Origin of the sequence: Pseudomonas sp. MH9.3, from assembly GCF_034354675.1 — a bacterium.
Classification (GTDB): Bacteria; Pseudomonadota; Gammaproteobacteria; order Pseudomonadales; family Pseudomonadaceae; genus Aquipseudomonas.
Genome location: NZ_CP133785.1, coordinates 3,978,889 through 4,000,333, shown reverse-complemented (window position 1 = coordinate 4,000,333; position 21,445 = coordinate 3,978,889). Strand labels below are relative to the sequence as shown.

Sequence of the window (21,445 nt, the reverse complement as noted above, 5' to 3'; positions counted from 1 at the left end):
AACAATCCCCCTCCCACATTTTTGATTTGCGTATTACTCGGGAATACGCAGTGTCTGGCCCGGATAGATTTTGTCCGGATGCGACAACAGCGGCTTGTTGGCCTCGAAGATTTTGTTGTACTGGTTGGCGTTACCGTACACCGCCAGGGAAATCGCGCTGAGGGTGTCGCCTTTTTTCACCACCACGAAACGGGCGGCAGCCACAGCCGGGCCGGATACGGTGATCTGATCATCGACGCTCGCAACGCCTGCAATATTGCCGGCAGCCAGAAGGACTTTTTCCTTCTCTTCCTGACTGGCAACGGTTCCCGTCAGCGTGACCTTGTCACCTTCGACAGTGGCGTGCACGTCCGGATTGCCCAACCCGACCTTCTCGATGTGTTTTTTCAAATCATCGCTGGCATTGGCATTACCCGGTGTGAGCAGGTCGATCAGCTTCTCGCCTGCTTCCTTGACAAAACTCAAAAGACTCATGGTGCGCTCTCCTTGGTAGTTGTGTTCCAGATTGCTCAAGACTAGACCCGTCCACACCTGGATGGGTTCCGGCCCGAGCACAGACCCAAACGCGCTAGAATCCCCTGCCATTGGAATAAGCCCCGGAGCGAAGATGGACATCAAACAGTTGAAATTCCTCATCGCCCTCGACGAAACCCGTCACTTCGGCCAGGCGGCGGCGCGTTGCCACATCACCCAGCCGACGCTGTCGATGCGCCTGCGCAGCCTGGAAGACGAGTTGGACCTGCCGCTGGTCAATCGCGGCCAACGTTTCGAAGGCTTCACCGCCCCCGGCGAACGCGTGCTGGCCTGGGCCCGTACCGTGCTGGCGGCGTATGACGGCTTACAGGCCGAGGCGGCCGCCTGTCGCGGCAATCTGGTGGGTACGCTGCGCCTGGGCGTGGTGCCGCTGTCGAGCTTTGACCCATTGGCGCTGATGCAGCAACTGCACAAGGAGCACCCCAGCCTTCGCTTTGAATTGTCGGCCCTCAGCTCCGAACAGATTCTGGAACAACTGTCGAGCAACCGGCTGGACCTTGGCGTTTCGTACCTGGAGCGCCTGGACAACGAACGCTTCGACTCCCTGGTCCTTGGCGAAACGCGCATGGGTCTGCTCTACGATCAACGCTTCTTCAGCTTCGGCGATACGCCGTTGAGCTGGGAGTCGCTGATTGAGCTGCCCCTGGGCATGCTCACCAGCGGCATGCACTTTCGCCAGTCCATCGACCACAACTTCCACAGCCGTGGCCTCAACCCACAGCCGTTGTTACAGACCGACGCCGTTCATCAGTTGCTTCAAGCGGTGCACGGCGGGCTGTGTTGTGCAGTGATGCCACTGGAGGGCGGCCTGGATGCGCTCACCGAGCATCTGCGCCTGCAACCCATCGAAGATGCCCACACCCTCGCGCGCCTGGGGTTGATCATGCGCCGCAGCGCACCGCGCTCGGCCCTGGCGGAGGCCTGCTTCGCACTGCTTCAGAAATCGCCGACAGCTTCTTGATCGACGTCATCTATCGGCAGATCAGTACTGGCGATTAGACGCGACGCTTTGTCGCGCCTAGTCTAAGCACTGACCAATCCGCCGATGGTACTGCCCCATGAACGCCAAGCACCCGGTCTGCGCGGCGCCCGCTCTCGACACACCTGCGCCCGCGGCCAGCCAGAGCTACCAGTTCTGCAATCTTGAACACACTGAAGTCGCCAGCACCGCGCTGGCCGAAGAAGTGGCGTTGGCGATTGCCTACAACGACATCAGCCAGGCCGTCATGCTGGTGACGCCAACGGACCTGGAAGACTTTATCGTCGGCTTCAGCCTGGGCAGCGGCATCATTGCCGACGTCAGCGACATTTATGACCTCAAACTCAGTGGTTCCGGTTCGGCGCAGTACGCTCAGGTGCAGATTTCCAGCCGTGCGTTCTGGAACCTCAAGCAGCAGCGCCGCCAACTGGCAGGCACCAGCGGCTGTGGGTTGTGCGGCGTCGAAGCGGTGGAACAAGCCTTGCCGGACCTCAACGTACTGCCCGGCGCGCCGTTGCCGCCTGCTGACTGGCTGAACGGTCTGCGTCAACGCATCAGCGCATTTCAGCCGTTGGGCCAGCACAGCGGCGCCGTGCACGCAGCGGTGTTCATGAACGGCCAGGGCGAGTTGCTGCTGGGCCGCGAAGACATCGGCCGGCATAACGCCCTCGACAAGTTGATCGGTGCATTGATTCGCCAAAAGATCCCTACCGACGGCGGCCTGGCGATTGTCACCAGCCGTTGCAGCCTTGAATTGATTCAGAAAGTCCTGCGCGCGGGCATCCAGACTCTGGTCAGCCTGTCGTCGCCCACCGGCCTGGCCCTGCAATGGGCGCGCCGGCACAACCTCAATCTCATCCACCTGCCGCAGAAAAGTGCGCCGCGGGTCTACAGCCCCGCGATGGAGAACCAGCCGTGAGCAATCATCATCAAGCCGACCAAACCCCGACCCCGCGCTACAAGCCCTACAAAGGCCCGGCCGGCGGCTGGGGCGCACTGATCAGCGTGGCCCAGGCGTGGTTGACCAGCGACAATGCGCTGAAAAACCTGCGCATGATGCTCAAGACCAACCAGAACGGCGGATTCGACTGCCCGGGCTGCGCCTGGGGTGACTCGCCGGAAAGCGGCATGGTCAAGTTCTGCGAAAACGGCGCCAAGGCGGTCAACTGGGAAGCCACCAAGCGCCGGGTCGATGCGGCATTCTTTGCCAAGCACAGCGTCACCGCGCTGCTGGAACAGAGCGACTACTGGCTCGAGTACCAGGGCCGCCTGACTGAGCCGATGCGTTATAACGCCGAAACCGACCGCTATCAGCCGGTCAGCTGGGAAGCGGCATTCGACCTGATTGGCAAGCATCTCAATGCTTTGCCCAGCCCGGACATGGCCGAGTTCTACACCTCGGGCCGCGCCAGCAACGAAGCGGCGTACCTGTATCAGCTGTTCGTGCGCGCCTACGGTACCAACAACTTTCCGGATTGCTCGAACATGTGCCACGAGGCCAGTGGCGTAGCCCTGGCGCAAAGCGTGGGCGTCGGCAAAGGCACCGTGACCTTTGATGACTTCGAACATGCCGATGCGATCTTCGTGTGGGGCCAGAACCCCGGCACCAACCACCCGCGCATGCTCGAACCGCTGCGTGAAGCGGTTAAACGCGGGGCCCAGGTGGTGTGCATCAACCCGCTCAAAGAGCGCGGTCTGGAACGCTTCCAGCACCCGCAGCATCCGCTGGAAATGCTTACCAACGGTGACAAACCTACCAACACCGCCTACTTCCGTCCGGCGCTGGGCGGCGACATGGCCATCCTGCGCGGCATGGCCAAGTTCCTGCTGCTGTGGGAACGCCAGGCCCAGGCCGAAGGCAAGGAAGCGGTGTTCGACCACGACTTCCTCAACGAACACACCGCCAACGTGCTCGATTACCTGGCCAGGATCGACGACACCTCGTGGGATGAAATCGTTGAGCAGTCCGGCCTCCCCCTGGTCGAGATCGAGCAGGCCGCGCGCATGTACGCCAAGGGCAAGAACGTGATCATGTGCTGGGCGATGGGTATCACCCAGCATCGCCATTCGGTGCCGACCATCCAGGAAATCGCCAACCTGATGCTGCTGCGCGGCAACATTGGCCGCCCCGGCGCTGGCTTGTGCCCGGTGCGTGGCCACAGTAACGTGCAGGGCGACCGCACCATGGGCATCAACGAGCGCCCACCGGTGGCGTTTCTGGACTCCCTGGAGCGGCGCTTCCAGTTCCAGGTGCCACGCACCAACGGCCACAACGTGGTGGAAGCGATTCACGCCATGCTCGAAGGCCGCTCCAAAGTCTTCATCGCCCTGGGCGGTAACTTCGCCCAGGCCACGCCGGACAGTTCGCGCACCTTCGAAGCGCTGCGCAATTGCGACCTGACCGTGCAGATCAGCACCAAGCTCAACCGCAGCCACCTGATGCATGGTAAGGACGCGCTGATTTTGCCGTGCCTGGGCCGTACCGACATCGACATCCAGGCCGACGGCCCGCAGGCGGTAACGGTAGAGGATTCGTTCAGCATGGTTCACGGCTCCAATGGCCAGCTGCAACCGCTGTCGAAGCTGATGAAATCGGAGCCAGCAATCATCGCCGGCATCGCCGCCGCCACTCTGGGCAGCAAGCCGGTGGACTGGAGCTGGCTGGTGGCCGACTACGGGCGCATTCGCGACCTGATCGCCGACACCATCCCAGGCTTCAAGGACTTCAACGAACGCATCAAGCACCCCGGCGGTTTCTACCTCGGCAACTCGGCCGGCGCGCGTCGCTGGAACACCCCGCTGGGCCGCGCCAACTTCCGTGCGAACATTCTGCCCAAGGACCTGATCCACGAACGCACCCACGCCACGGGCCGGGTGCCAGACCTGATCATGCAATCGATGCGCTCCCACGATCAGTACAACACCACCATTTATGGCCTGGACGACCGTTATCGTGGAGTGAAAGGCCAACGTGACGTGCTGTTCGTCAACGAAGCGGACATCATCCGCCTGGGCTTCAAGCCGGGGCAGAAGGCCGACATCGTGTCGCTGTGGGAAGACGGCCGTGAGCGCCGCGTAAAGGGCTTCACCCTGCTGGCCTTTGATATTCCGGCCGGCCAGGCCGCCGCGTACTACCCGGAAGTGAACCCGCTGGTGCCGCTGGAAAGCACCGGGGATGGCAGCCATACGCCAACCTCGAAGTTCGTGGCGATCCGCCTGGAAGCGGCGAGTGACAACGGCTTGATCATGGCCCGCACCGCATAAATCACAGGCACAAAAAAGGCCGCTTTTGTATAAAAGCGGCCGTTCCGAAGTCAATAGAGACTGGCTAAAACGACTTAAGTTCCCTATACAAAACAGCAAGTTAGCGAATTGTATACAACTATAGCCACTGGTCGGATTTCGATTGTCAGCACTCTCCCACGACCTCAGGATCGCGGCGTCATCCTCTTGAGGTCTCCCTATGAAGTTCTCCTCGATTCTCTTGCTGTCCTTTAGCCTCGCCAGCGGCGCAGCCATGGCAGGTGGCACCACCGAAGCCGGTGTGGGCGGCGCATTGGGTGGGGTTCTGGGTTCGGTTGTAGGCCAGCAGATCGGCGGCAACACAGGTTCGGCCATCGGCGCAGCCCTGGGTGGCGCGGGCGGCAGCGCGGTGGGCGCCGACAAACGCAGCCGTGGCGAAGCCGCCATCGGCGGTGCGTTGGGCGCGGCCGGTGGCAACGTGGTAGGTCGCAGCGTTGGCGGCAACACCGGCAGCCTGGTCGGCGCAGCCGCCGGCGGCGGTGCTGGCGGCGCGCTGGGCAACTACATGGGCAACAAGAGTGATGACGATGATCGCCGCTACCGTGGGCGCGACAATCGCCGTTATGACCGTGATGACCATCGCGGCCGTGGCCATGCCTATGGGCATCGCAAGCATCACCATCGCCACCGCTGAGGTCTGAAGACCACAGCACTTCCAGGGTGGGAGGGGCTTGCTCCCTCCCACATCTGGATCGGTGGTGTTGCGGCTAAATAACCAATCGCTGCAGCGCATCGCGCAACTTCTGCGCGATCGTCACAGGTCGGTTCGAAGCCCGATCCACGAATACATGCACAAACCGCCCCGCCGCACAGGCCTCTTCCTCGCCGGCCTTGAACACCGCCAACTCATACTGCACCGAACTGTTGCCCAACTTGCCCACGCGCAGACCGACGTCGATGCGCTCGGGAAAGGCAATCGACGCAAAATAATCACACGCCGAACTCACCACAAAGCCCACCACCTCGCCGTCATGAATGTCCAACCCGCCTTGCTCGATCAGGTAGGTATTCACCGCCGTATCGAAAAAGCTGTAGTAGGTGACGTTGTTCACATGGCCATACACATCATTGTCGTGCCAGCGTGTGATGATCGGCTGGAAATGAGCGTAGTCGGCGCGTTGCGGCACTGAGTCAGGCATTGGCAAATCTCTTCAAGGTGGCTGTTTACAGGTCCTGCAAATGGGCATCGGCCCACTCGCGAACCTCTGCGTAGGGATACTCCTCCAGCGCGGCAAACCCGGGAATGCTGCGCGCCTTCAACCGAGTAAACAACGGCACGCTGATGCCGCCGAGAAAACGCGTAAGCCGTTCGGCGCCCGGCAAATCGCCGGTGTGTTCATGATGCCTGTGGATAAAATCACCGCTCAGGCCCATGAAGTTTTTATCCACAAGCGGCGCCAGGCCAGGCGGCGGTGGGAGGTGAGCAATATGGCCGTGGCACACCGAGCAATGTCCACAACGCTGCGGCGCCTGGTCATCGCCGAAATACTGTGCCAGACGCTGCCCCAGGCAGTGTTCGGTGGCGAACAGATCAAGCATGGCGTGAATACGCGCCACTTCCGTCACCTCGTGTTGCTTGAAGCCTGTGTATAACTCGGTGCTCAATACCTGCGGGTCGAAATCCGTATTCAGCAAACTGTAGACCTCGGTCATCTGCTTGCTCTCCAGCTCGATCAGCCCCTGCTCCTGGAAGTAATCCAGGGCCTTCACCACCCGATTGCGCTCAGCGCCATGCTGTTGATAAAGCGCATCGAAATCCACCGTCGCCCAGGTTTTGGCGCGCTTGCACACCTGGATGATTGCCGCAACAAACTGCTGCCGCTCGCCGGAAAAACGCGCCAGCAAGGCCTCGGGCTCAATCAGGTATTTGAAACGGTACTCGGCATAAAACGCATAGCGCGGCGCGATCACGCCCTTGAGTTCGAGTTGTACCAGCAAGGTCTTGAGCGGCAACTCGCGGATATTGCTGTGGTCCGACAGCGAGCGCAGCAAAAACTCCCACTGCCCCTCGCTGCGTGACGCCTGCAACTCGTCCAGCACACGGCGGATGCCCTCTTGCTCTGGCGTGTCGCCGTACACGAAATTTTCCAGCACGTTGAGGCTGTCACGGTTGGCCAGCACCAGGCAGTCCGATGGCTGCCCGTCACGTCCTGCGCGGCCGATTTCCTGGCTGTAATTCTCGATGGACTTGGGCAGGTCGAAGTGCACCACGTTGCGGATATCACTCTTGTCGATACCCATGCCGAACGCGATGGTCGCGACGATGCAATTGGAGCGCCCGCCCATGAATCGCTGCTGGATGCCCTCGCGTTTATCGTGCGGCAAGCCGGCATGATACGCCTCGGCCTGGATGCCGTTGCGGTTCAGGTGCTCGGCGATCTGCTCGGCGGTTTTTTGCAGGGTGACATAGACGATACTCGGCTGGTTGGGCCGCTCGCTCATCCACTGCACCAGGCGCCAGCGTTTGTTCGCGCCGCTCACCGGCTCCACCAGCAGGTTGAGGTTGGGCCGATAGAAGCCTGTGGTGATCACATCGCCGGGCGCAATGGCGAACTTGGCCTGCATGTCGGCAATCACCTTGGGCGTTGCCGTAGCCGTCAGCAGAAGGGCTTGCGGGATATTGAACTGGCGTAGGTAGTCCGGCAGCTTCAGGTAGTCCGGACGAAAGTTGTGGCCCCACTCGGAAATACAGTGGGCTTCGTCCACCACCAACAATGAAATCGGCACGCTTTGCAGGAAGTTACGAAAGCGCTCGTTCTTCAGGCGCTCCACGGAAATCATCAGGATCTTCAGCTCACCGGAGCGCGCACGCGCCATCACCTCATTGGCGTCCTCGCGACTTTGCGCCGAATCGATGCTGCCGGCTGAAATCCCGTGGCGCTGCAGAAAGCCCAACTGATCCTGCATCAACGCCAGCAGCGGTGAAACCACCAGCGTCAGGTGCGGGAGCAAAACCGCCGACAGCTGATAGCACAGGGATTTACCGGAGCCGGTGGGGAAAATAGCAGCCGCCGAGCGCCCGGCCAGCACGGCGCTGACCACTTCTTCCTGGCCCGAACGAAACTGTGGATAACCAAAGACCTGCTGGAGGGTGTCGTGCATAGGCTGTCACTCCATTGACCGCTGAGGGTGGCTTAAAAACGTAGCTCACCCGGGTCAGCGAATCGAGAAAGGTCGCGTGGAAAAAAGAGACAGGATGATACACAGCGTGGTGGAAAGCAGGACTATTCGCGCAAGCCTGTAGGAACAACTACCATATCTTGCCTATCCAAAGACTGCCTTCGCGCAGACGCATTGCGCTACAATCAAGCCTTGCTACCTAGGAGTACGCTGCGATGAGCGAACTGACGTTTGAGCAAAAACAGGATCATTACCACAAGATCCGCCGTTCCAATTACTTGGCCAGCTTGCGCCTGGAGGGGTTCGACACCCAGCCGGCGGACGTCGACAAACCGCTGCCCACTCGCGAAGCCGTCCTTGCCAAGTACCGCAATACCCCGCGCTGATGCTCGACAAATACGGGGTGGGCCAGGATCCTTACTGCTATCCCGGTAGCAGCGTCCTGCGCAACCGCCTCGATTTGCTCGATGAAGCACGCTTGCATGAAGCCGAGCGGGAACTGTCCGAAATCGCCATAGGCAATCTTCCCCTCTTCCCGCCGCCCTACGACCTTGATCGCCTGCAAAACATCCACCGCACTTTATTTGGCGATATTTACGACTGGGCCGGCGAACTGCGCAGCGTCAATATCCAGAAAGGCGACACGCTGTTCTGCACGCCCGAGCGTATCCTTCCGGAAGCGGAGAAGATTATTCGGCATATGGAAGAGGCGAACTGGTTTGTCGGCGCCCCCCAGGCTGAACTGGTGACTCGAATCGCTGAAGTTTATGGCGACCTCAACGTCATCCACCCTTTTCGCGAAGGCAATGGCCGGGCACAACGGATCCTGTTTGAACAAATCATCGTAAATGCGGGGTTCTCGGTGAACTGGTGGCTGGTAAAAGACGTTGCGTGGATACCTGCGAACATCGACGCGGTGGCGTGTGATTACAGGGGGCTGGAAACGATTTTCAAGCGCTGCATAAGCACACCTGCAAGATCCTGATCGCTCCCATAGTTGGGCAGTTGCGGCCGAAAGATCGACGCCAAGCTGAAGATGCCGATAATCACTGTAGGAAAAGACGAAATACCGCGCAATCCGCTTCCCAAATTGCAAAAAACACCTGCTTACCCCTCTATTGAATATCCCTCTTACTGACCGAAACTAACGTCCTCTCCACTTTCTCGGTAAAGCCCGTGAACATCGAAAGGACTCAACACAGCGACCGTTGCGGTTTCAAATTTGCCGTGATTCGCCCTTCAAGAACAATCCGACAACGCCAGGGCGGTCACTTCAATGACTGAATATATCTTCTGGATCAGTCTGACTCTCTTCCTGGTTATTTCTGCCCTGATCACCCGAAACAGATACCGCCAACGACGTAATGCTCATCCACTGCTGCGAACCCACACCATGAACCTGGCTCCCAACTTCCCCGAAGACTCCGACATGCAGCAACTCCTGCAACTGCTGCACGAAGAAATTGGATTGCCGCAACATAAAACCCTTCGCCTGCAAACCGCGATCAATCTCGACCTGGGCTGCGACGGCGGCGACGCCAGGCAATTGATGGAGGCGCTGGAGCAGGATTTCGCCGTCGACCTGGGCGACTACGATGCCTACCGTTACTTCCAGCCGCCGGTGTTTGACGTCTTCCTCAAACACCGCGCCAAAGGCCGTGGTGAAAAGATCCCGCTGACCATCGGCATGCTCTACCTGGCCATCAAGACCCACAGCTGGGACACGCAGACACTGGAAAACCTGAGTTAAGTGCATCACAGATGAAAACTGTGGGAGGGGGCGTGCTCCCTCCTGCCACTGAATCCATATTGACCTGGCGAGCAGGCACAAAAAAGCCGCCCAATGAGGGCGGCTTTTTCATAACGATCGAGTCTTACAACTTGGGACCCGCCGCCTTGATCGCATCACTCACTTCAAACTTCTTGAAGTTCTCGACAAACAACCCGGCCAGCGCCTTCGCCGCTTCGTCATAAGCAGCCTTGTCGGCCCAGGTATTACGCGGGTTCAGCAAACCGGTCTCGACACCCGGCACCGCCAACGGCACGTCCAGGTTGATGGTGTCCAGGTGCTCGGTCTCGGCACCGATCAACGCGCCGCTCTGGATGGCGGCGATCACGCCGCGAGTGGTCGGGATGTTGAAGCGTTTGCCGACGCCGTAGCCGCCGCCGGTCCAGCCGGTGTTGACCAGGTAGACCTTGGAGCCGAAGCCGCGGATGCGCTTGATCAGCAGCTCCGCGTACTCGCCGGCCGGGCGCGGGAAGAACGGCGCGCCGAAGCAGGTGGAGAAGGTCGACTTGATGCCGCCGCCGGAGCCCATTTCGGTCGAGCCCACCAGAGCGGTGTAGCCGGACAGGAAGTGATAGGCCGCTTGTTCTTCGCTGAGGATCGACACGGGCGGCAGTACGCCGGTCAGGTCGCAGGTCAGGAAGATCACCGCGTTTGGCTCGCCGCCCAGGTTCTTTTCGGAACGCTTGGCTACGTGCTCGAGTGGGTAGGCCGCGCGGCTGTTCTGGGTCAGGCTGACGTTGGTGTAGTCGGCGTGCCCGGCCTCGTCGATGACGACGTTTTCCAGCACGGCGCCGTGCTTGATGGCTTTCCAGATCACCGGCTCGTTCTTCTCGGATAGGTCGATGCACTTGGCATAGCAACCGCCTTCGATGTTGAACACCACGCTCTCGCCCCAGCCGTGTTCGTCGTCACCGATCAGGTAACGGCTTTCGTCGGCGGACAGGGTGGTCTTGCCGGTGCCCGACAGGCCGAAGAACAGCGTCACGTCGCCTGCTTCGCCAATGTTGGCGGCGCAGTGCATCGGCAGCACGTCGGAGGCCGGCAGCAGGAAGTTCTGCACCGAGAACATGGCTTTCTTCATTTCACCGGCGTAGCGCATGCCGGCGATCAGCACTTTTTTCTGTGCGAAATTGAGGATCACGCAACCGTCGGAGTTGGTGCCGTCACGCTCAGGCACGCACTCGAAGTTGGCCACGTTGAGCACTTGCCACTCTTCACGGCCGGCCGGGTTGTACTGGGCCGGGTTGATGAACAGGCAGCGACCGAACAGGTTCTGCCAGGCCGTCTGGGTGGTCATTTTCACGGCCAGGTAGTGGTCTTCTGCGGCCCCTACGTGAACGTGGGAAACGAAGTGCTCTTGCGCGTTGTTGAATGCCTCGACGCGAGCCCACAGGGCATCGAACTTGTCGGCCGGGAACTTGCGGTTGATCGGGCCCCAGGCGATGGAAGCCTGAGTGGAAGGCTCTTCAACGATGAAACGGTCGACCGGCGAACGGCCGGTACGGTGACCGGTTTCAACGACCAGTGCGCCAGTATCGGCAAGCACGCCTTCACCGCGCTGCAGGGCTTCTTTAACCAGATCGTCAACACTCAGATCGGTGTATACGGCGTTGTTGGCTTGCGTCATGAGGTTCCCCGTCGGCCTATGGCCGAGTGCTCCAAACGTTTTGTAGTAGAAAGTTGCGCACTACTACCGCGAAAAAAGTGGGCCGGATTATGCCAGAAAAGCCCAAAAAGAGTAGGGCCCTCCCGTCAGAACAGCGCTATCTCGGCATTTCTCAGGTGATTTACCTGTGCTTAAACGTTTTAGTGGCGGGTGTCGGAAGGGGTATCGATGCCTGCGCCGGCGAATAATTGAGCAACATCGGCCGCATCGAACAGGTAGCGCTGGTTGCAGAACTGGCAATCGATCTCGATATGGCCGCCGTGTTCGACTACCAGATTCTGTGCATCTTCCAGTCCCAGGCTGACCAGCGCGTTGCCGGAACGCTCGCGCGAGCAGCTGCAGTGGAAGCGCAGGGTTTGCGGGTCGAACAGGCGCACGGCTTCTTCGTGGTAAAGGCGGTGCAGGATGGTCGGGTTATCCAGGCCCAGCAGCTCTTCCGCCGTGAGGGTGCCGGCCAGGGCGGTGAGGTTGCGCCAGCTTTCGGCGCGGTCATCGTCGTCCTTGATGCGGTCCGCCGGCAGTTGTTGCAGCAGCAGGCCACGGGCGCGCTTGCCGTCGGCGTTGAGCCAGAACCTGGTGCCGACCTGCTGGGACATCACGAAATAGTTGGTGAAGCAGTCCGACAGGGTGTCGCCGTCGAGGTCGACAATGCCTTGATAGCGCTGGCCGACCGTGGGATCGACCGTCAGCGCCAGCACGCCGTTGGGCATCAGGTCGCTCAACGTGGCGTCAGGGGCGATCAGGTCGGCGTCGTAACGGGCCAAGCCACGGATGTCGCGCTCGCTGGAACACTCGATCATCAGCAAGGGAATCGGGCCTTCGGAGCGGGCCTGCAAAATCAGCAAACCATCGAACTTCATGGTGCCCACCAGCAGCGCCGCAGCCGCCATCAACTCACCGAGCAATTGCGCGACCGGCTCCGGATAGGCGTGCTTGGCGAGGACTTCGGCATAGCTGCGCTCCAGCGAGACCAGTTCGCCGCGGGCGTCGTTCTCGTCGAAGATGAAGCGTTGGGTGAAGTCGGTATCCGGTAGATCAGTCATAGGTCTGGGTATCTGAATTGATGACAAAATGATTACAACGTTTATAAAATTAAACGCTTTAGCACCATCTTGGTGCGGTTTTCTCCTGGAAACAGAGAACTTACTAGAGCGAAGAGGGACAGTTTATGAACAATCCGGGTTTGTTCCAAGCCAAGTGGAACCTCCGGCGATGGGCCCTTTGCAATCTACTCGCTATCGGACTGCTGTGTTTTTGGCTGTGGCCCACGGGCCAGATGCTGTGTGTGATTTTCGACGAATGGCTGTTTCACCTGCTCAATGACCCACTGGCGACCAGCGCAACCTGGCTGCACATGTGGGCCGTGGCCAGTCTGCGCCCTTTTGATGCGGTGGTTGGCGTGATTTTGCTGGCGCTGCTGGTTCGCGGTGACTGGGTGTTCAAGACGGTACAGGTACGCCAGGCTTTCTTTGGCTTTCTCGGTATTCTGCTGTTGCTGCTGTTTATCCGCATGCTGTTTTCCAAACTCGCCGCGCACATGGGCTGGCAACACAGCAGCCCGTCGATGGTGATCGGCGGTGCCGTGCAGATGAGCGACTACTTCCCCGGGCTTGAGAAAACCTGGGAGCTGAAGGACCGTTCGAGCCAGAGTTTCCCAGGGGATCATGCTTCGGTGCTGCTGATCTGGGGCATGTTCATGACGGTGTTTGCCCGTAACATCGGCCAGGTGCTGGTGATCTGGGGCCTGGCGCTGCTGTTCATGATGCCGCGCCTGGTGGCGGGCGCACATTGGGGGCAGGACGATTATATCGGTGGCGTTTTGCTGGCATTGCTCGCATTGGGATGGGGGTATTACACGCCTTTTGCGGCGAAGGTGTCGGGGGCGTTGCTGCGCGTGACGACGCCGATCTTCGGGTTGCTGGGTAAGCTGCCGGTGATCGGGCGATTGAGTGTCATACGACAAACTGCGTAACGCCGAGCCTGTAATGTGGGAGGGGCTTGCTCCCGATGAGGGAGTGTCAGGGCATGCAAAGGTGACTGATACACCGCAGTCGGGAGCAAGCCCCTCCCACATTTGAACCGCGAGATCAGCGCGATCAGTCGTCATTACCGCTGCCGCGAAACTTGAACAGATCGCGACGCTGCTTCTTGCTCGGCTTGCCATCCGTGGTCAGGCCTGACGCCCCGGCCTTGCGCATGGCCGCAGCGTTTTCACGTTTGGCGATGCTCGCCTCGGTCTCGGCGTACAGTGCCTGCGCTTCGGGAGCGCCACGGCGCACAATGGAAAGCGCCTGCACCACGATGGTTTTTTCATCAAACCCTGTACGAATCTGAAACTCGTCACCGACACGCGGTTCCTTGCCCGGCTTGCAGCGTTCGCCGCGATGGTGCACCTTGCCGCTCTCGATGGCAGCCTTGGCCAGGGCACGGGTTTTATAGAACCGCGCCGCCCACAGCCACTTGTCCAAACGGACCTTTTCTTCCTCTTCCTGCTTCTGAGCCACTTGAATTCCTCGCTCTGAAAAATGTCGCAACCTTACCGTCGAAACCCTTCGACGCATAAACCCCAAGGCTCACCTAAGATACGCCGGGTAGCACCCTGTTTTCGCGAGGATACGCTGTGACCGACTTCCCCACTTCACTCACCTCGCCCAATCAGCGTTGCGTGGGTTGCCAGCAAAGCGAGCCGCTGAGCTTCGACTTTGCCTTCGCCTACCAGCCTATCGTAGACCTGCGCGATCATTCCATTTTTGCCCACGAGGCGCTGGTGCGAGGCCCTCACGGTGAAGGCGCGCTCTCGGTGCTGAACCAGGTCAATGACGGCAACCGCTACCGCTTCGACCAGCGCTGCCGCACCCAGGCCATCGCCCGCGCGGCGGCGCTGGACATGCAGAGCCATCTCTCAATCAACTTCATGCCCAACGCGGTGTATCGGCCGGAGCTGTGTATCCGCAGTACGCTGGAAGCGGCGCGGGCACACAATTTTCCGCTGAATCGGCTGATTTTCGAGACGCTGGAAAGCGAGTACGTCGATAACTATCGCCATTTGACCAATATTCTGCGTGAATACCGCGAATTCGGCTTCAAGACCGCCATCGACGATTTCGGCGCGGGCTATTCGGGGCTGAATCTGCTGGCCGATTTCCAACCTGACCTGATCAAACTCGACATGGCGCTGATCCGCGATATCGACAAGGACCGTGTCCGTCAGGTGATCGTCCGGGGGATTGTCACAATCTGTGAGCAGTTGGGGGTTACTGTCATCGCCGAGGGCATCGAAAGTGCCGGCGAGCGCGATTTCCTGTCCGACTGTGGAATATTTCTGATGCAGGGCTACTGGTTCGCCAGGCCCGCATTCAACGCCCTGGCCAAGGTTGCTCCTCAAGCCTGGGCGAATTGACCGGTTATCTATATTGAAGACATTTGACCATTTGACCGTTGTGGGTCTGCGTGAATGGGTGGCCCTTCCCGATCTGGGGGTGGCGGGCCTGCGCGCGAAGATCGACACCGGGGCCAGTACCTCGAGCCTGCACGCCACCGATATCGAGCCGTTTGAGCGCGATGGTGCGCAGTGGGTACGCTTTACCGCACACCTGGGCACCGTCGTGCAACTGCGTCATCGCCGCTGCGAGGCGCCGCTGGTGACCATGAAGACCATCAAGAGCTCCAACGGTCACGCGCAGGTGCGCTATGTGATCAGCACCACGCTGGCGTTGGGTGATCGGGTGTGGCGCGTGGAGTTCACCCTGGCTTGCCGCAAAGCCATGCGTTACCGCCTGTTGCTAGGCTCCAAGGCGCTGATTGACGGCCAATTGGTGGTCAGTCCCGGCGTCAAGTACGTTCAAGACAAGCCGGTGTTCCCGGTCTCTACTATTTCTGCCCCAGGTGCTGCATGAAGATTGCTGTGCTGTCGCGAAACCCGCGTCTGTATTCCACCCGCCGCCTGGTTGAGGCCGGCACCGAACGTGGCCACGAAATGGTGGTGATCGACACGTTGCGTGCCTATATGAACATTGCCAGCCACAAGCCGCAGATCCACTACCGGGGCAAGCCGCTGGAAGGGTTTGATGCAGTGATCCCGCGCATCGGCGCATCGGTGACCTTCTACGGCTGCGCGGTGCTGCGCCAGTTTGAAATGATGGGGGTGTTCCCCCTCAATGAGTCCGTGGCCATTGCCCGCTCGCGGGACAAGTTACGCTCGCTGCAACTGCTGTCGCGCCGTGGCATCGGCCTGCCGGTCACCGGTTTTGCCCACTCACCCGACGACATCCCGGACCTGATCGAAATGGTCAACGGCGCACCGCTGGTGATCAAGGTGCTGGAGGGGACCCAGGGCATCGGCGTGGTGCTGTGTGAAACGGCGACTGCCGCCGAGTCGGTGATCGAGGCGTTTATGGGCCTCAAGCAAAACATCATGGTGCAGGAATACATCAAGGAGGCCGGCGGCGCGGATATTCGCTGCTTCGTGGTGGGTGACAAGGTGATTGCCGCAATGAAGCGCCAGGCCAAACCGGGCGAATTCCGCTCCAATCTGCACCGTGGCGGCAGCGCCAGCCTGATCAAGATCACCCCGGAAGAACGCATGACCGCATTACGCGCAGCCAAGGTGATGGGGCTGGCCGTGGCGGGTGTGGATATCCTGCGCTCCAACCATGGCCCGCTGGTGATGGAGGTGAACTCATCGCCAGGGCTGGAGGGGATCGAGACCACCACAGGCAAGGACGTGGCGGGGATCATCATTCAGCACCTGGAAAAGAATGGTGGCCCGAACATGACCAGGACCAAGGGCAAGGGCTGAAACCCTTCCTCCTCTGACACACCATAAAACCAAATGTGGGAGGGGCTTGCTCCCGACAGCAGAGTGTCAGTCAAACATTTTTGACTGAGACATCGCTATCGGGAGCAAGCCCCCTCCCACGTTTCAATGAGTGTTGTTGGTTAGACCGCATCTCGGGGCAGCATCAAACCAAGCGGCAAGCGCACCCGCGCCTCCAACCCACCGTCCTCACGGTTGCGCAGTTCAACATTGCCGCCATGCATCGACGCAATCCGCCGCACAATCGCCAGTCCCAGCCCCGTGCCTTTGCCGCCACGGGCACGGTCACCACGGGTGAAGGGGTTGAAAATGCCTTCCAGTTCGGCGGGATCGATACCGGCGCCACGGTCCATCACGCTCAGCACCACATAGGGTGCCGTACTGTCCCCGGACACATAGGCCGCCACCTCCACATCGGAACCGGCATGGTGCAAGGCGTTGCCGATCAGATTGTTCAGCAGGCGCTTCATCGAAACCCTGCGCAAAGCAAACGGCTGGATCGGCTCCAGGCGCGTGCGCACCTGTTCGCCGTTCTGGTTGTAGGGCGCCACGACTTCACGTACCAGGTCCGTCAGGTCGACTTCTTCAACCAGTTCATCACGGCCGTCGCGGATAAACGCCAGAAACTGATCCAGAATCGCATCCATGTCCTCGATGTCGCGAACCATGTCGTCCGTCAGGTCGCTGTGATTGCCCATCAATTCCAGCGACAGCCGCAAGCGCGTCAGCGGCGTTCGCAGGTCATGGGACACCCCCGCCAGCATCAGTTCCCGCTCGCGCCCGGCCTGTTCGACGTCTTCCGCCATCTGGTTGAACGCACCGTACACCTCGGTCATTTCGCTGGGTGTGTCACTCACCGGTAGCCGCACACTGCGTCCCTGGCCGAGTTGGCGGGCGGCGAATACCAGGCGCTTAAGCGGCTGGTTGAGCTGACGCACAAAAATCCACGCGGAGGCGGTGGAGAGCAAACCGATCGCCAGAAACCAGCCAAGCACGTTCCAGATCTTCTGGCCGCGCAACGGGTGCGGATACAGCGGCACTTTCAGCCAGTCTTCACCCAGACTCGGCGCACGCACCCACAAGGCAGGCGACACATGCATGCGCAAGCGCACCTCGGTGTCTTCACCGAGCTCGGCCTGCATCTGGCGCTGATAGATTTCGCTGTAGGGCCAATGCTGCTCACCCTCCGGCACGCCTGCACCGGCAACACGCACCAGCGTGGCGGCCTTGGCGATCTTCTCGCGGTTTTCGGGGTCGGCCGCCCAATAGGCACGCAGCGTCAGCGCGACGCCGTGGCTGTATTGCCGGTCCACCAGCACGTCCTCGTTCATCAGCAGATAAACCAGTGTGAGTGCCTTGGAAAACAGAACGACGATCAACACCAGCCAAAGGGTGCGCGAGAAGAAACTTTGTGGGAACCACAATGGGGTTTTCATAAAAGACAGCTGGACACCTGGCAGGAAAAAGCAGCGCTCGCAGAATTGCAGACGCCGAGCATCCCGTCGACCCTCAAGGGGTCAAACGCCGGGATACCCGTACCTGCAAGTCATCGGTCACTTGGTCGCTGTGCCATCCGGCACAAACACGTAACCCACACCCCAGACTGTCTGGATATAGCGAGGCTTGGACGGGTCCGGCTCGATCATCCGGCGCAGACGGGATATCTGCACGTCGATGGAGCGCTCCAGCGCGTCCCATTCCCGACCACGGGCCAGGTTCATCAGCTTGTCGCGGGTCAGCGGCTGGCGTGCGTTCATCACCAGGGCCTTGAGTACCGCGAACTCGCCGGTGGTGAGCATGTGTACTTCGTCGCCACGCTTGAGTTCACGGGTCGCCAGCGACAGCTCGTAGTCGCCAAAGGTAACGCTTTCGTCTTCGCTGCCTGGCGCGCCCGGTACCGGGGCTGCCTGGCGACGCAATACGGCCTTGACCCGGGCCATCAGTTCGTCAGGGTTGAACGGCTTGGCCAGGTAATCATCAGCGCCCAGTTCAAGGCCCTTGATGCGACTCAGCTCATCGCCCTTGGCGGTGAGCATGATGATCGGAATCTGGTTGTTCGCGCCACGCAGGCGTTTGCAGGCGGTGAGGCCGTCTTCGCCGGGCAGCATCAGGTCAAGTACGACCAGGTTGAATACTTCGCGCCCCAGCAGACGGTCCATCTGCTCGGTGTTCGGCACCGCGCGGGCACGGTAGCCCTTGGAGTTGAAGAAGCGCTCCAGCAGGCTGCTCAGCCCCGGATCGTCGTCAACGATGAGAATTTTTTCGCCTTCAGCAGTTTGTGCAGTGCTGCTCATTGGATGCTCCTCTTATCTCGGCGCGCATTATGGCCTAGCTGCCGTTATACGCACCGTGTGCATTGTTAGCAGATTTTTCCTCGACCACCAGCAGACCTGCGTCCTACAACCACTGGCGCAGTACCCCTCAAGGACAGAACGCTGGTTATAATGCGGCGCCGTCTTGCAGAGCAACGTCAGATCGTTTCCGTTTACTGCCGGCTTTTTTTACCCGCTTGACGCGACTTTTTCGATTTCGAGGGTCAATTGGCTGCCTCTTGACCCAGGCAGCGGTGCCGGTCGGGCCGCTCAACCAGTCTTTCCGGGCCTTGTTCTGCGGGCCCGCGAGCTGCTTTTCAGAATTTCAGGTGGTTTTATGGACAGCATCAACAGCCGCATCGCCGAAGAACTCGGCGTACGCCCCCAACAGGTCGAAGCGGCCGTCGCTCTACTGGATGAAGGCTCCACGGTGCCTTTCATCGCCCGCTACCGTAAGGAAGTGACCGGCAGCCTCGACGATATCCAGCTTCGGCACCTGGAAGAACGCCTGCGCTACCTGCGAGAACTCGACGAACGGCGTATCAGCATCCTCGCCAGCATCGAGGAACAGGGCAAGCTCACCCCGCAACTCGAACGCGACATCAAGCTCGCCGACACCAAGACCCGCCTCGAAGACCTCTACCTGCCCTACAAGCAAAAGCGCCGCACCAAGGGCCAGATCGCCCTGGAAGCCGGCCTTGGCGAGCTGGCCGATGGCCTGTTCAACGACCCGTCGCTAAGCCCGGAAACCGAAGCCGCACGCTTCATCGATGCCGACAAGGGCGTTGCCGACGTCAAGGCCGCCCTCGAAGGCGCCAAATACATCCTCATGGAGCGCTTCGCCGAAAACGCCAACCTGCTGGAAAAACTGCGCAACTACCTCAAGCAGGAAGCCGTGCTCAGCGCGCGCGTCATCGCCGGCAAAGAGGAAGAAGGCGCCAAGTTCCGCGATTACTTCGAGCACGACGAACCGCTCAAGAGCATGCCGTCCCACCGTGCGCTGGCGATTTTCCGCGGGCGCAACGAAGGCATTCTGAGCTCGGCGCTCAAAGTCGGCGACGAACTGCCGGGCACCATGCACCCGTGCGAAGGCATGATCGGGCAACAATTCGGCATCCAGAATCAGAACCGTCCTGCGGACAAGTGGCTCGGTGAAGTCGTGCGCTGGACCTGGAAGGTCAAGCTCTACACCCACCTGGAAACCGACCTGCTGGGCGAACTGCGTGACGGCGCCGAAACCGAAGCGATCAACGTGTTCGCCCACAACCTGCACGACCTGCTGCTGGCCGCCCCCGCCGGCCCGCGCGCCACCCTGGGCCTGGACCCCGGCCTGCGCACCGGTTGCAAGGTCGCGGTCGTCGACGCCACCGGCAAGCTGCTGGACCACGCCACCGTGTACCCCCACGTTCCGCATAACAAGTGGGACCAGACCCTCGCAATCCTGGCCGCCCTGTGCGCCAAGCACTCGGTGGACCTGATCGCCATCGGCAACGGTACCGCCAGCCGTGAGACCGACAAGCTGGCCGCCGAACTGATCAAAAAATACCCAGCGATGAAGATGACCAAGGTCATGGTCTCCGAGGCCGGCGCTTCGGTGTACTCGGCGTCGGAACTGGCGTCCAGGGAATTCCCGGACCTCGACGTGTCGATCCGAGGCGCAGTGTCCATCGCCCGTCGCCTGCAGGATCCGCTGGCCGAACTGGTGAAAATCGACCCCAAATCCATCGGTGTCGGCCAGTACCAGCACGACGTGTCGCAGCTGAAACTGGCGCGTGGCCTGGATGCGGTGGTGGAAGACTGTGTGAACAAGGTCGGCGTGGATGTGAACACTGCCTCGGTCGCGCTGTTGGCGCGTATCTCCGGCCTGAACACCACCCTGGCACAAAATATCGTGACTCACCGCGACGAAAACGGCGCGTTCAAGACCCGCGCCGCGCTGAAAAAAGTCGCACGCCTGGGTGAAAAAACCTTCGAACAGGCCGCCGGCTTCCTGCGCGTGATGAATGGCGACAACCCGCTGGATTCGTCCGCCGTCCACCCGGAAGCCTACCCACTGGTGCAACGCATCGCCGCCGAAACCGATCGCGATATTCGCTCGCTGATTGGCGACGCCGCGTTCCTCAAGCGCCTGGACCCGAAGAAATACACCGACGAAACCTTCGGCGTGCCGACCATCACCGACATCCTGCAAGAGCTGGAAAAACCCGGCCGAGACCCGCGTCCCGAGTTCAAGACCGCCGAGTTCCAGGACGGCGTCGAGGACCTCAAGGACCTGCAACCGGGCATGATCCTCGAAGGCGTGGTGACCAACGTGACCAACTTCGGCGCGTTCGTGGACATTGGTGTACATCAGGACGGCCTGGTGCATATCTCCGCGCTGTCGGAGAAATTCATCAAGGACCCGCGCGAAGCGGTCAAGGCCGGTGACGTGGTCAAGGTCAAGGTCATGGAAGTCGATATCCCGCGCAAACGCGTGGGCCTGTCGATGCGCATGAGCGATACCCCCGGCGAGAAAGTCGACGGTGCCCGTGGCGCACGCCCGGGTTCGGCACCGCGTCAGTCGCAGAACCGCTCGGAAAACAGCCAACCGCGCAAGGAAACCGCGACGGCAGCGCCAGCCAACAACGCCATGGCGTCGCTGTTCGCCAACGCCAAGCAGTTGAAAAAGCGCTGAGGGTCAAATCAACGTCTTGTAGGTAACTGCATGCAAAACATGTTGTAAAAGCGCAGGGCACCTTCGCTGCCCTATAGCTCCCCACCCTCGATTTGAGTTAATTTCGGCGCTGCAATCACAGCGTCGGAATTTTCTTGATGCGCTGTAGCCCAATTCATGGAGTGAAGGAGGCTTTTTCAATGCGGGTCATCTCGACTCAAAACCAGGCGATAACGCCAGTTTCCACTTCACCCTTGTAGACCGTCCTGCCCA

At 60.3% G+C, this 21,445-nt stretch carries 20 protein-coding genes; 12 read left to right on the top strand and 8 right to left on the bottom strand.

Going from position 1 to position 21,445, the window contains the following annotated elements; translation table 11 throughout:
* Nucleotides 1–33: 33 nt before the first annotated feature.
* Nucleotides 34–474 (bottom strand): peptidoglycan-binding protein LysM, encoded by a 441-nt coding sequence (gene lysM / locus RHM60_RS17770; protein WP_231422677.1) that lies wholly within the window; start codon nucleotides 472–474, stop codon nucleotides 34–36.
* Between the two features lie 133 nt (nucleotides 475–607).
* On the opposite strand from lysM, the gene RHM60_RS17765 reads away from it, so the two are divergent.
* The 4 genes from RHM60_RS17765 (at nucleotide 608) to RHM60_RS17750 (ending at nucleotide 5,450) form a co-directional block, all read left to right on the top strand.
* Nucleotides 608–1,495: a LysR family transcriptional regulator gene (locus tag RHM60_RS17765; protein ID WP_231422676.1), complete on the top strand. Its 888-nt coding sequence runs from the start codon at nucleotides 608–610 to the stop codon at nucleotides 1,493–1,495.
* A 97-nt stretch (nucleotides 1,496–1,592) separates the two neighbouring features.
* Nucleotides 1,593–2,432, top strand: coding sequence for a formate dehydrogenase accessory sulfurtransferase FdhD (fdhD, locus tag RHM60_RS17760; RefSeq protein WP_209987306.1), 840 nt, complete (start codon nucleotides 1,593–1,595; stop codon nucleotides 2,430–2,432).
* Nucleotides 2,429–4,777 (top strand): FdhF/YdeP family oxidoreductase, encoded by a 2,349-nt coding sequence (locus tag RHM60_RS17755; protein WP_322212355.1) that lies wholly within the window; start codon nucleotides 2,429–2,431, stop codon nucleotides 4,775–4,777. The genes fdhD and RHM60_RS17755 overlap by 4 nt, the downstream gene beginning before the upstream one ends.
* A 199-nt stretch (nucleotides 4,778–4,976) precedes the next feature.
* A complete protein-coding gene (locus tag RHM60_RS17750) occupies nucleotides 4,977–5,450 on the top strand; it encodes a glycine zipper domain-containing protein (protein ID WP_209987301.1) in 474 nt (157 codons plus the stop codon).
* Nucleotides 5,451–5,523: 73 nt separating this feature from the next.
* Here RHM60_RS17750 and RHM60_RS17745 read toward each other — a convergent pair whose 3' ends face one another.
* Both RHM60_RS17745 and RHM60_RS17740 read right to left on the bottom strand, forming a co-directional pair.
* On the bottom strand, nucleotides 5,524–5,955 hold the full coding sequence (locus tag RHM60_RS17745; protein ID WP_209987298.1) for an acyl-CoA thioesterase: 432 nt from the start codon (nucleotides 5,953–5,955) through the stop codon (nucleotides 5,524–5,526).
* A 25-nt stretch (nucleotides 5,956–5,980) separates the two neighbouring features.
* The gene (locus RHM60_RS17740) at nucleotides 5,981–7,918 is read right to left on the bottom strand and encodes an ATP-dependent DNA helicase RecQ (RefSeq protein ID WP_322212354.1); all 1,938 of its coding nucleotides are present in this window, start codon (nucleotides 7,916–7,918) and stop codon (nucleotides 5,981–5,983) included.
* Nucleotides 7,919–8,151: 233 nt separating this feature from the next.
* Between RHM60_RS17740 and RHM60_RS17735 the strand changes: the two genes are divergently transcribed.
* The 3 genes from RHM60_RS17735 (at nucleotide 8,152) to RHM60_RS17725 (ending at nucleotide 9,686) form a co-directional block, all read left to right on the top strand.
* A complete protein-coding gene (locus RHM60_RS17735) occupies nucleotides 8,152–8,322 on the top strand; it encodes a YhfG family protein (RefSeq protein WP_003236014.1) in 171 nt (56 codons plus the stop codon).
* Complete coding sequence (locus tag RHM60_RS17730; protein WP_231422672.1) at nucleotides 8,322–8,921, top strand: putative adenosine monophosphate-protein transferase Fic; 600 nt, start codon at nucleotides 8,322–8,324, stop codon at nucleotides 8,919–8,921. The genes RHM60_RS17735 and RHM60_RS17730 overlap by 1 nt, the downstream gene beginning before the upstream one ends.
* 408 nt (nucleotides 8,922–9,329) lie before the next feature.
* Nucleotides 9,330–9,686, top strand: a complete 357-nt coding sequence (locus RHM60_RS17725) for a DUF1493 family protein (RefSeq protein ID WP_209990613.1) — start codon at nucleotides 9,330–9,332, stop codon at nucleotides 9,684–9,686.
* A 124-nt stretch (nucleotides 9,687–9,810) separates the two neighbouring features.
* On the opposite strand, the gene RHM60_RS17720 is transcribed toward RHM60_RS17725, so the two are convergent.
* Both RHM60_RS17720 and hslO read right to left on the bottom strand, forming a co-directional pair.
* On the bottom strand, nucleotides 9,811–11,352 hold the full coding sequence (locus tag RHM60_RS17720; RefSeq protein ID WP_322212352.1) for a phosphoenolpyruvate carboxykinase: 1,542 nt from the start codon (nucleotides 11,350–11,352) through the stop codon (nucleotides 9,811–9,813).
* 179 nt (nucleotides 11,353–11,531) lie between these two features.
* Nucleotides 11,532–12,434 (bottom strand): Hsp33 family molecular chaperone HslO, encoded by a 903-nt coding sequence (hslO, locus tag RHM60_RS17715; protein ID WP_209987286.1) that lies wholly within the window; start codon nucleotides 12,432–12,434, stop codon nucleotides 11,532–11,534.
* 125 nt (nucleotides 12,435–12,559) lie between these two features.
* On the opposite strand from hslO, the gene RHM60_RS17710 reads away from it, so the two are divergent.
* The gene (locus tag RHM60_RS17710; RefSeq protein ID WP_322212351.1) at nucleotides 12,560–13,363 is read left to right on the top strand and encodes a phosphatase PAP2 family protein; all 804 of its coding nucleotides are present in this window, start codon (nucleotides 12,560–12,562) and stop codon (nucleotides 13,361–13,363) included.
* Between the two features lie 124 nt (nucleotides 13,364–13,487).
* On the opposite strand, the gene RHM60_RS17705 is transcribed toward RHM60_RS17710, so the two are convergent.
* Nucleotides 13,488–13,895 carry an RNA-binding S4 domain-containing protein gene (locus tag RHM60_RS17705; protein WP_003236026.1) on the bottom strand — a complete coding sequence of 136 codons (408 nt, stop codon included), beginning with the start codon at nucleotides 13,893–13,895 and terminating at the stop codon, nucleotides 13,488–13,490.
* A gap of 116 nt (nucleotides 13,896–14,011) precedes the next feature.
* Between RHM60_RS17705 and RHM60_RS17700 the strand changes: the two genes are divergently transcribed.
* The 3 genes from RHM60_RS17700 to rimK all read left to right on the top strand — a co-directional run bounded on the left by RHM60_RS17700 (nucleotide 14,012) and on the right by rimK (nucleotide 16,189).
* On the top strand, nucleotides 14,012–14,791 hold the full coding sequence (locus tag RHM60_RS17700) for an EAL domain-containing protein (protein WP_209987279.1): 780 nt from the start codon (nucleotides 14,012–14,014) through the stop codon (nucleotides 14,789–14,791).
* Nucleotides 14,792–14,870: 79 nt separating this feature from the next.
* Entirely contained in the window at nucleotides 14,871–15,287 is a 417-nt protein-coding gene (locus tag RHM60_RS17695) for an ATP-dependent zinc protease (RefSeq protein WP_416195184.1), read from the top strand.
* Nucleotides 15,284–16,189 carry a 30S ribosomal protein S6--L-glutamate ligase gene (rimK, locus tag RHM60_RS17690; RefSeq protein ID WP_003171022.1) on the top strand — a complete coding sequence of 302 codons (906 nt, stop codon included), beginning with the start codon at nucleotides 15,284–15,286 and terminating at the stop codon, nucleotides 16,187–16,189. Before RHM60_RS17695 ends, rimK begins: the two co-directional genes overlap by 4 nt.
* Nucleotides 16,190–16,329: 140 nt before the next feature.
* Here the strand turns inward: rimK and RHM60_RS17685 are convergent, their stop codons facing one another.
* Nucleotides 16,330–17,643 (bottom strand): ATP-binding protein, encoded by a 1,314-nt coding sequence (locus RHM60_RS17685; protein WP_057009854.1) that lies wholly within the window; start codon nucleotides 17,641–17,643, stop codon nucleotides 16,330–16,332.
* A gap of 117 nt (nucleotides 17,644–17,760) precedes the next feature.
* On the bottom strand, nucleotides 17,761–18,501 hold the full coding sequence (gene ompR / locus RHM60_RS17680; RefSeq protein WP_003213175.1) for a two-component system response regulator OmpR: 741 nt from the start codon (nucleotides 18,499–18,501) through the stop codon (nucleotides 17,761–17,763).
* 355 nt (nucleotides 18,502–18,856) lie between these two features.
* On the opposite strand from ompR, the gene RHM60_RS17675 reads away from it, so the two are divergent.
* Nucleotides 18,857–21,193: a Tex family protein gene (locus RHM60_RS17675; RefSeq protein ID WP_209987276.1), complete on the top strand. Its 2,337-nt coding sequence runs from the start codon at nucleotides 18,857–18,859 to the stop codon at nucleotides 21,191–21,193.
* The last annotated feature ends 252 nt before the right edge of the window (nucleotides 21,194–21,445 follow it).

Coding starts and splice junctions, on each gene's coding strand:
- RHM60_RS17750 (WP_209987301.1), top strand. CDS start 4,977: ATGAAGTTCTCCTCGATTCTCTTGCTGTCCTTTAGCCTCGCCAGCGGC.
- RHM60_RS17685 (WP_057009854.1), bottom strand. CDS start 17,643: ATGAAAACCCCATTGTGGTTCCCACAAAGTTTCTTCTCGCGCACCCTT.
- lysM (WP_231422677.1), bottom strand. CDS start 474: ATGAGTCTTTTGAGTTTTGTCAAGGAAGCAGGCGAGAAGCTGATCGAC.
- RHM60_RS17745 (WP_209987298.1), bottom strand. CDS start 5,955: ATGCCTGACTCAGTGCCGCAACGCGCCGACTACGCTCATTTCCAGCCG.
- rimK (WP_003171022.1), top strand. CDS start 15,284: ATGAAGATTGCTGTGCTGTCGCGAAACCCGCGTCTGTATTCCACCCGC.
- RHM60_RS17730 (WP_231422672.1), top strand. CDS start 8,322: ATGCTCGACAAATACGGGGTGGGCCAGGATCCTTACTGCTATCCCGGT.
- ompR (WP_003213175.1), bottom strand. CDS start 18,501: ATGAGCAGCACTGCACAAACTGCTGAAGGCGAAAAAATTCTCATCGTT.
- fdhD (WP_209987306.1), top strand. CDS start 1,593: ATGAACGCCAAGCACCCGGTCTGCGCGGCGCCCGCTCTCGACACACCT.
- RHM60_RS17740 (WP_322212354.1), bottom strand. CDS start 7,918: ATGCACGACACCCTCCAGCAGGTCTTTGGTTATCCACAGTTTCGTTCG.
- RHM60_RS17720 (WP_322212352.1), bottom strand. CDS start 11,352: ATGACGCAAGCCAACAACGCCGTATACACCGATCTGAGTGTTGACGAT.
- hslO (WP_209987286.1), bottom strand. CDS start 12,434: ATGACTGATCTACCGGATACCGACTTCACCCAACGCTTCATCTTCGAC.
- RHM60_RS17725 (WP_209990613.1), top strand. CDS start 9,330: ATGAACCTGGCTCCCAACTTCCCCGAAGACTCCGACATGCAGCAACTC.
- RHM60_RS17675 (WP_209987276.1), top strand. CDS start 18,857: ATGGACAGCATCAACAGCCGCATCGCCGAAGAACTCGGCGTACGCCCC.
- RHM60_RS17735 (WP_003236014.1), top strand. CDS start 8,152: ATGAGCGAACTGACGTTTGAGCAAAAACAGGATCATTACCACAAGATC.
- RHM60_RS17765 (WP_231422676.1), top strand. CDS start 608: ATGGACATCAAACAGTTGAAATTCCTCATCGCCCTCGACGAAACCCGT.
- RHM60_RS17710 (WP_322212351.1), top strand. CDS start 12,560: ATGAACAATCCGGGTTTGTTCCAAGCCAAGTGGAACCTCCGGCGATGG.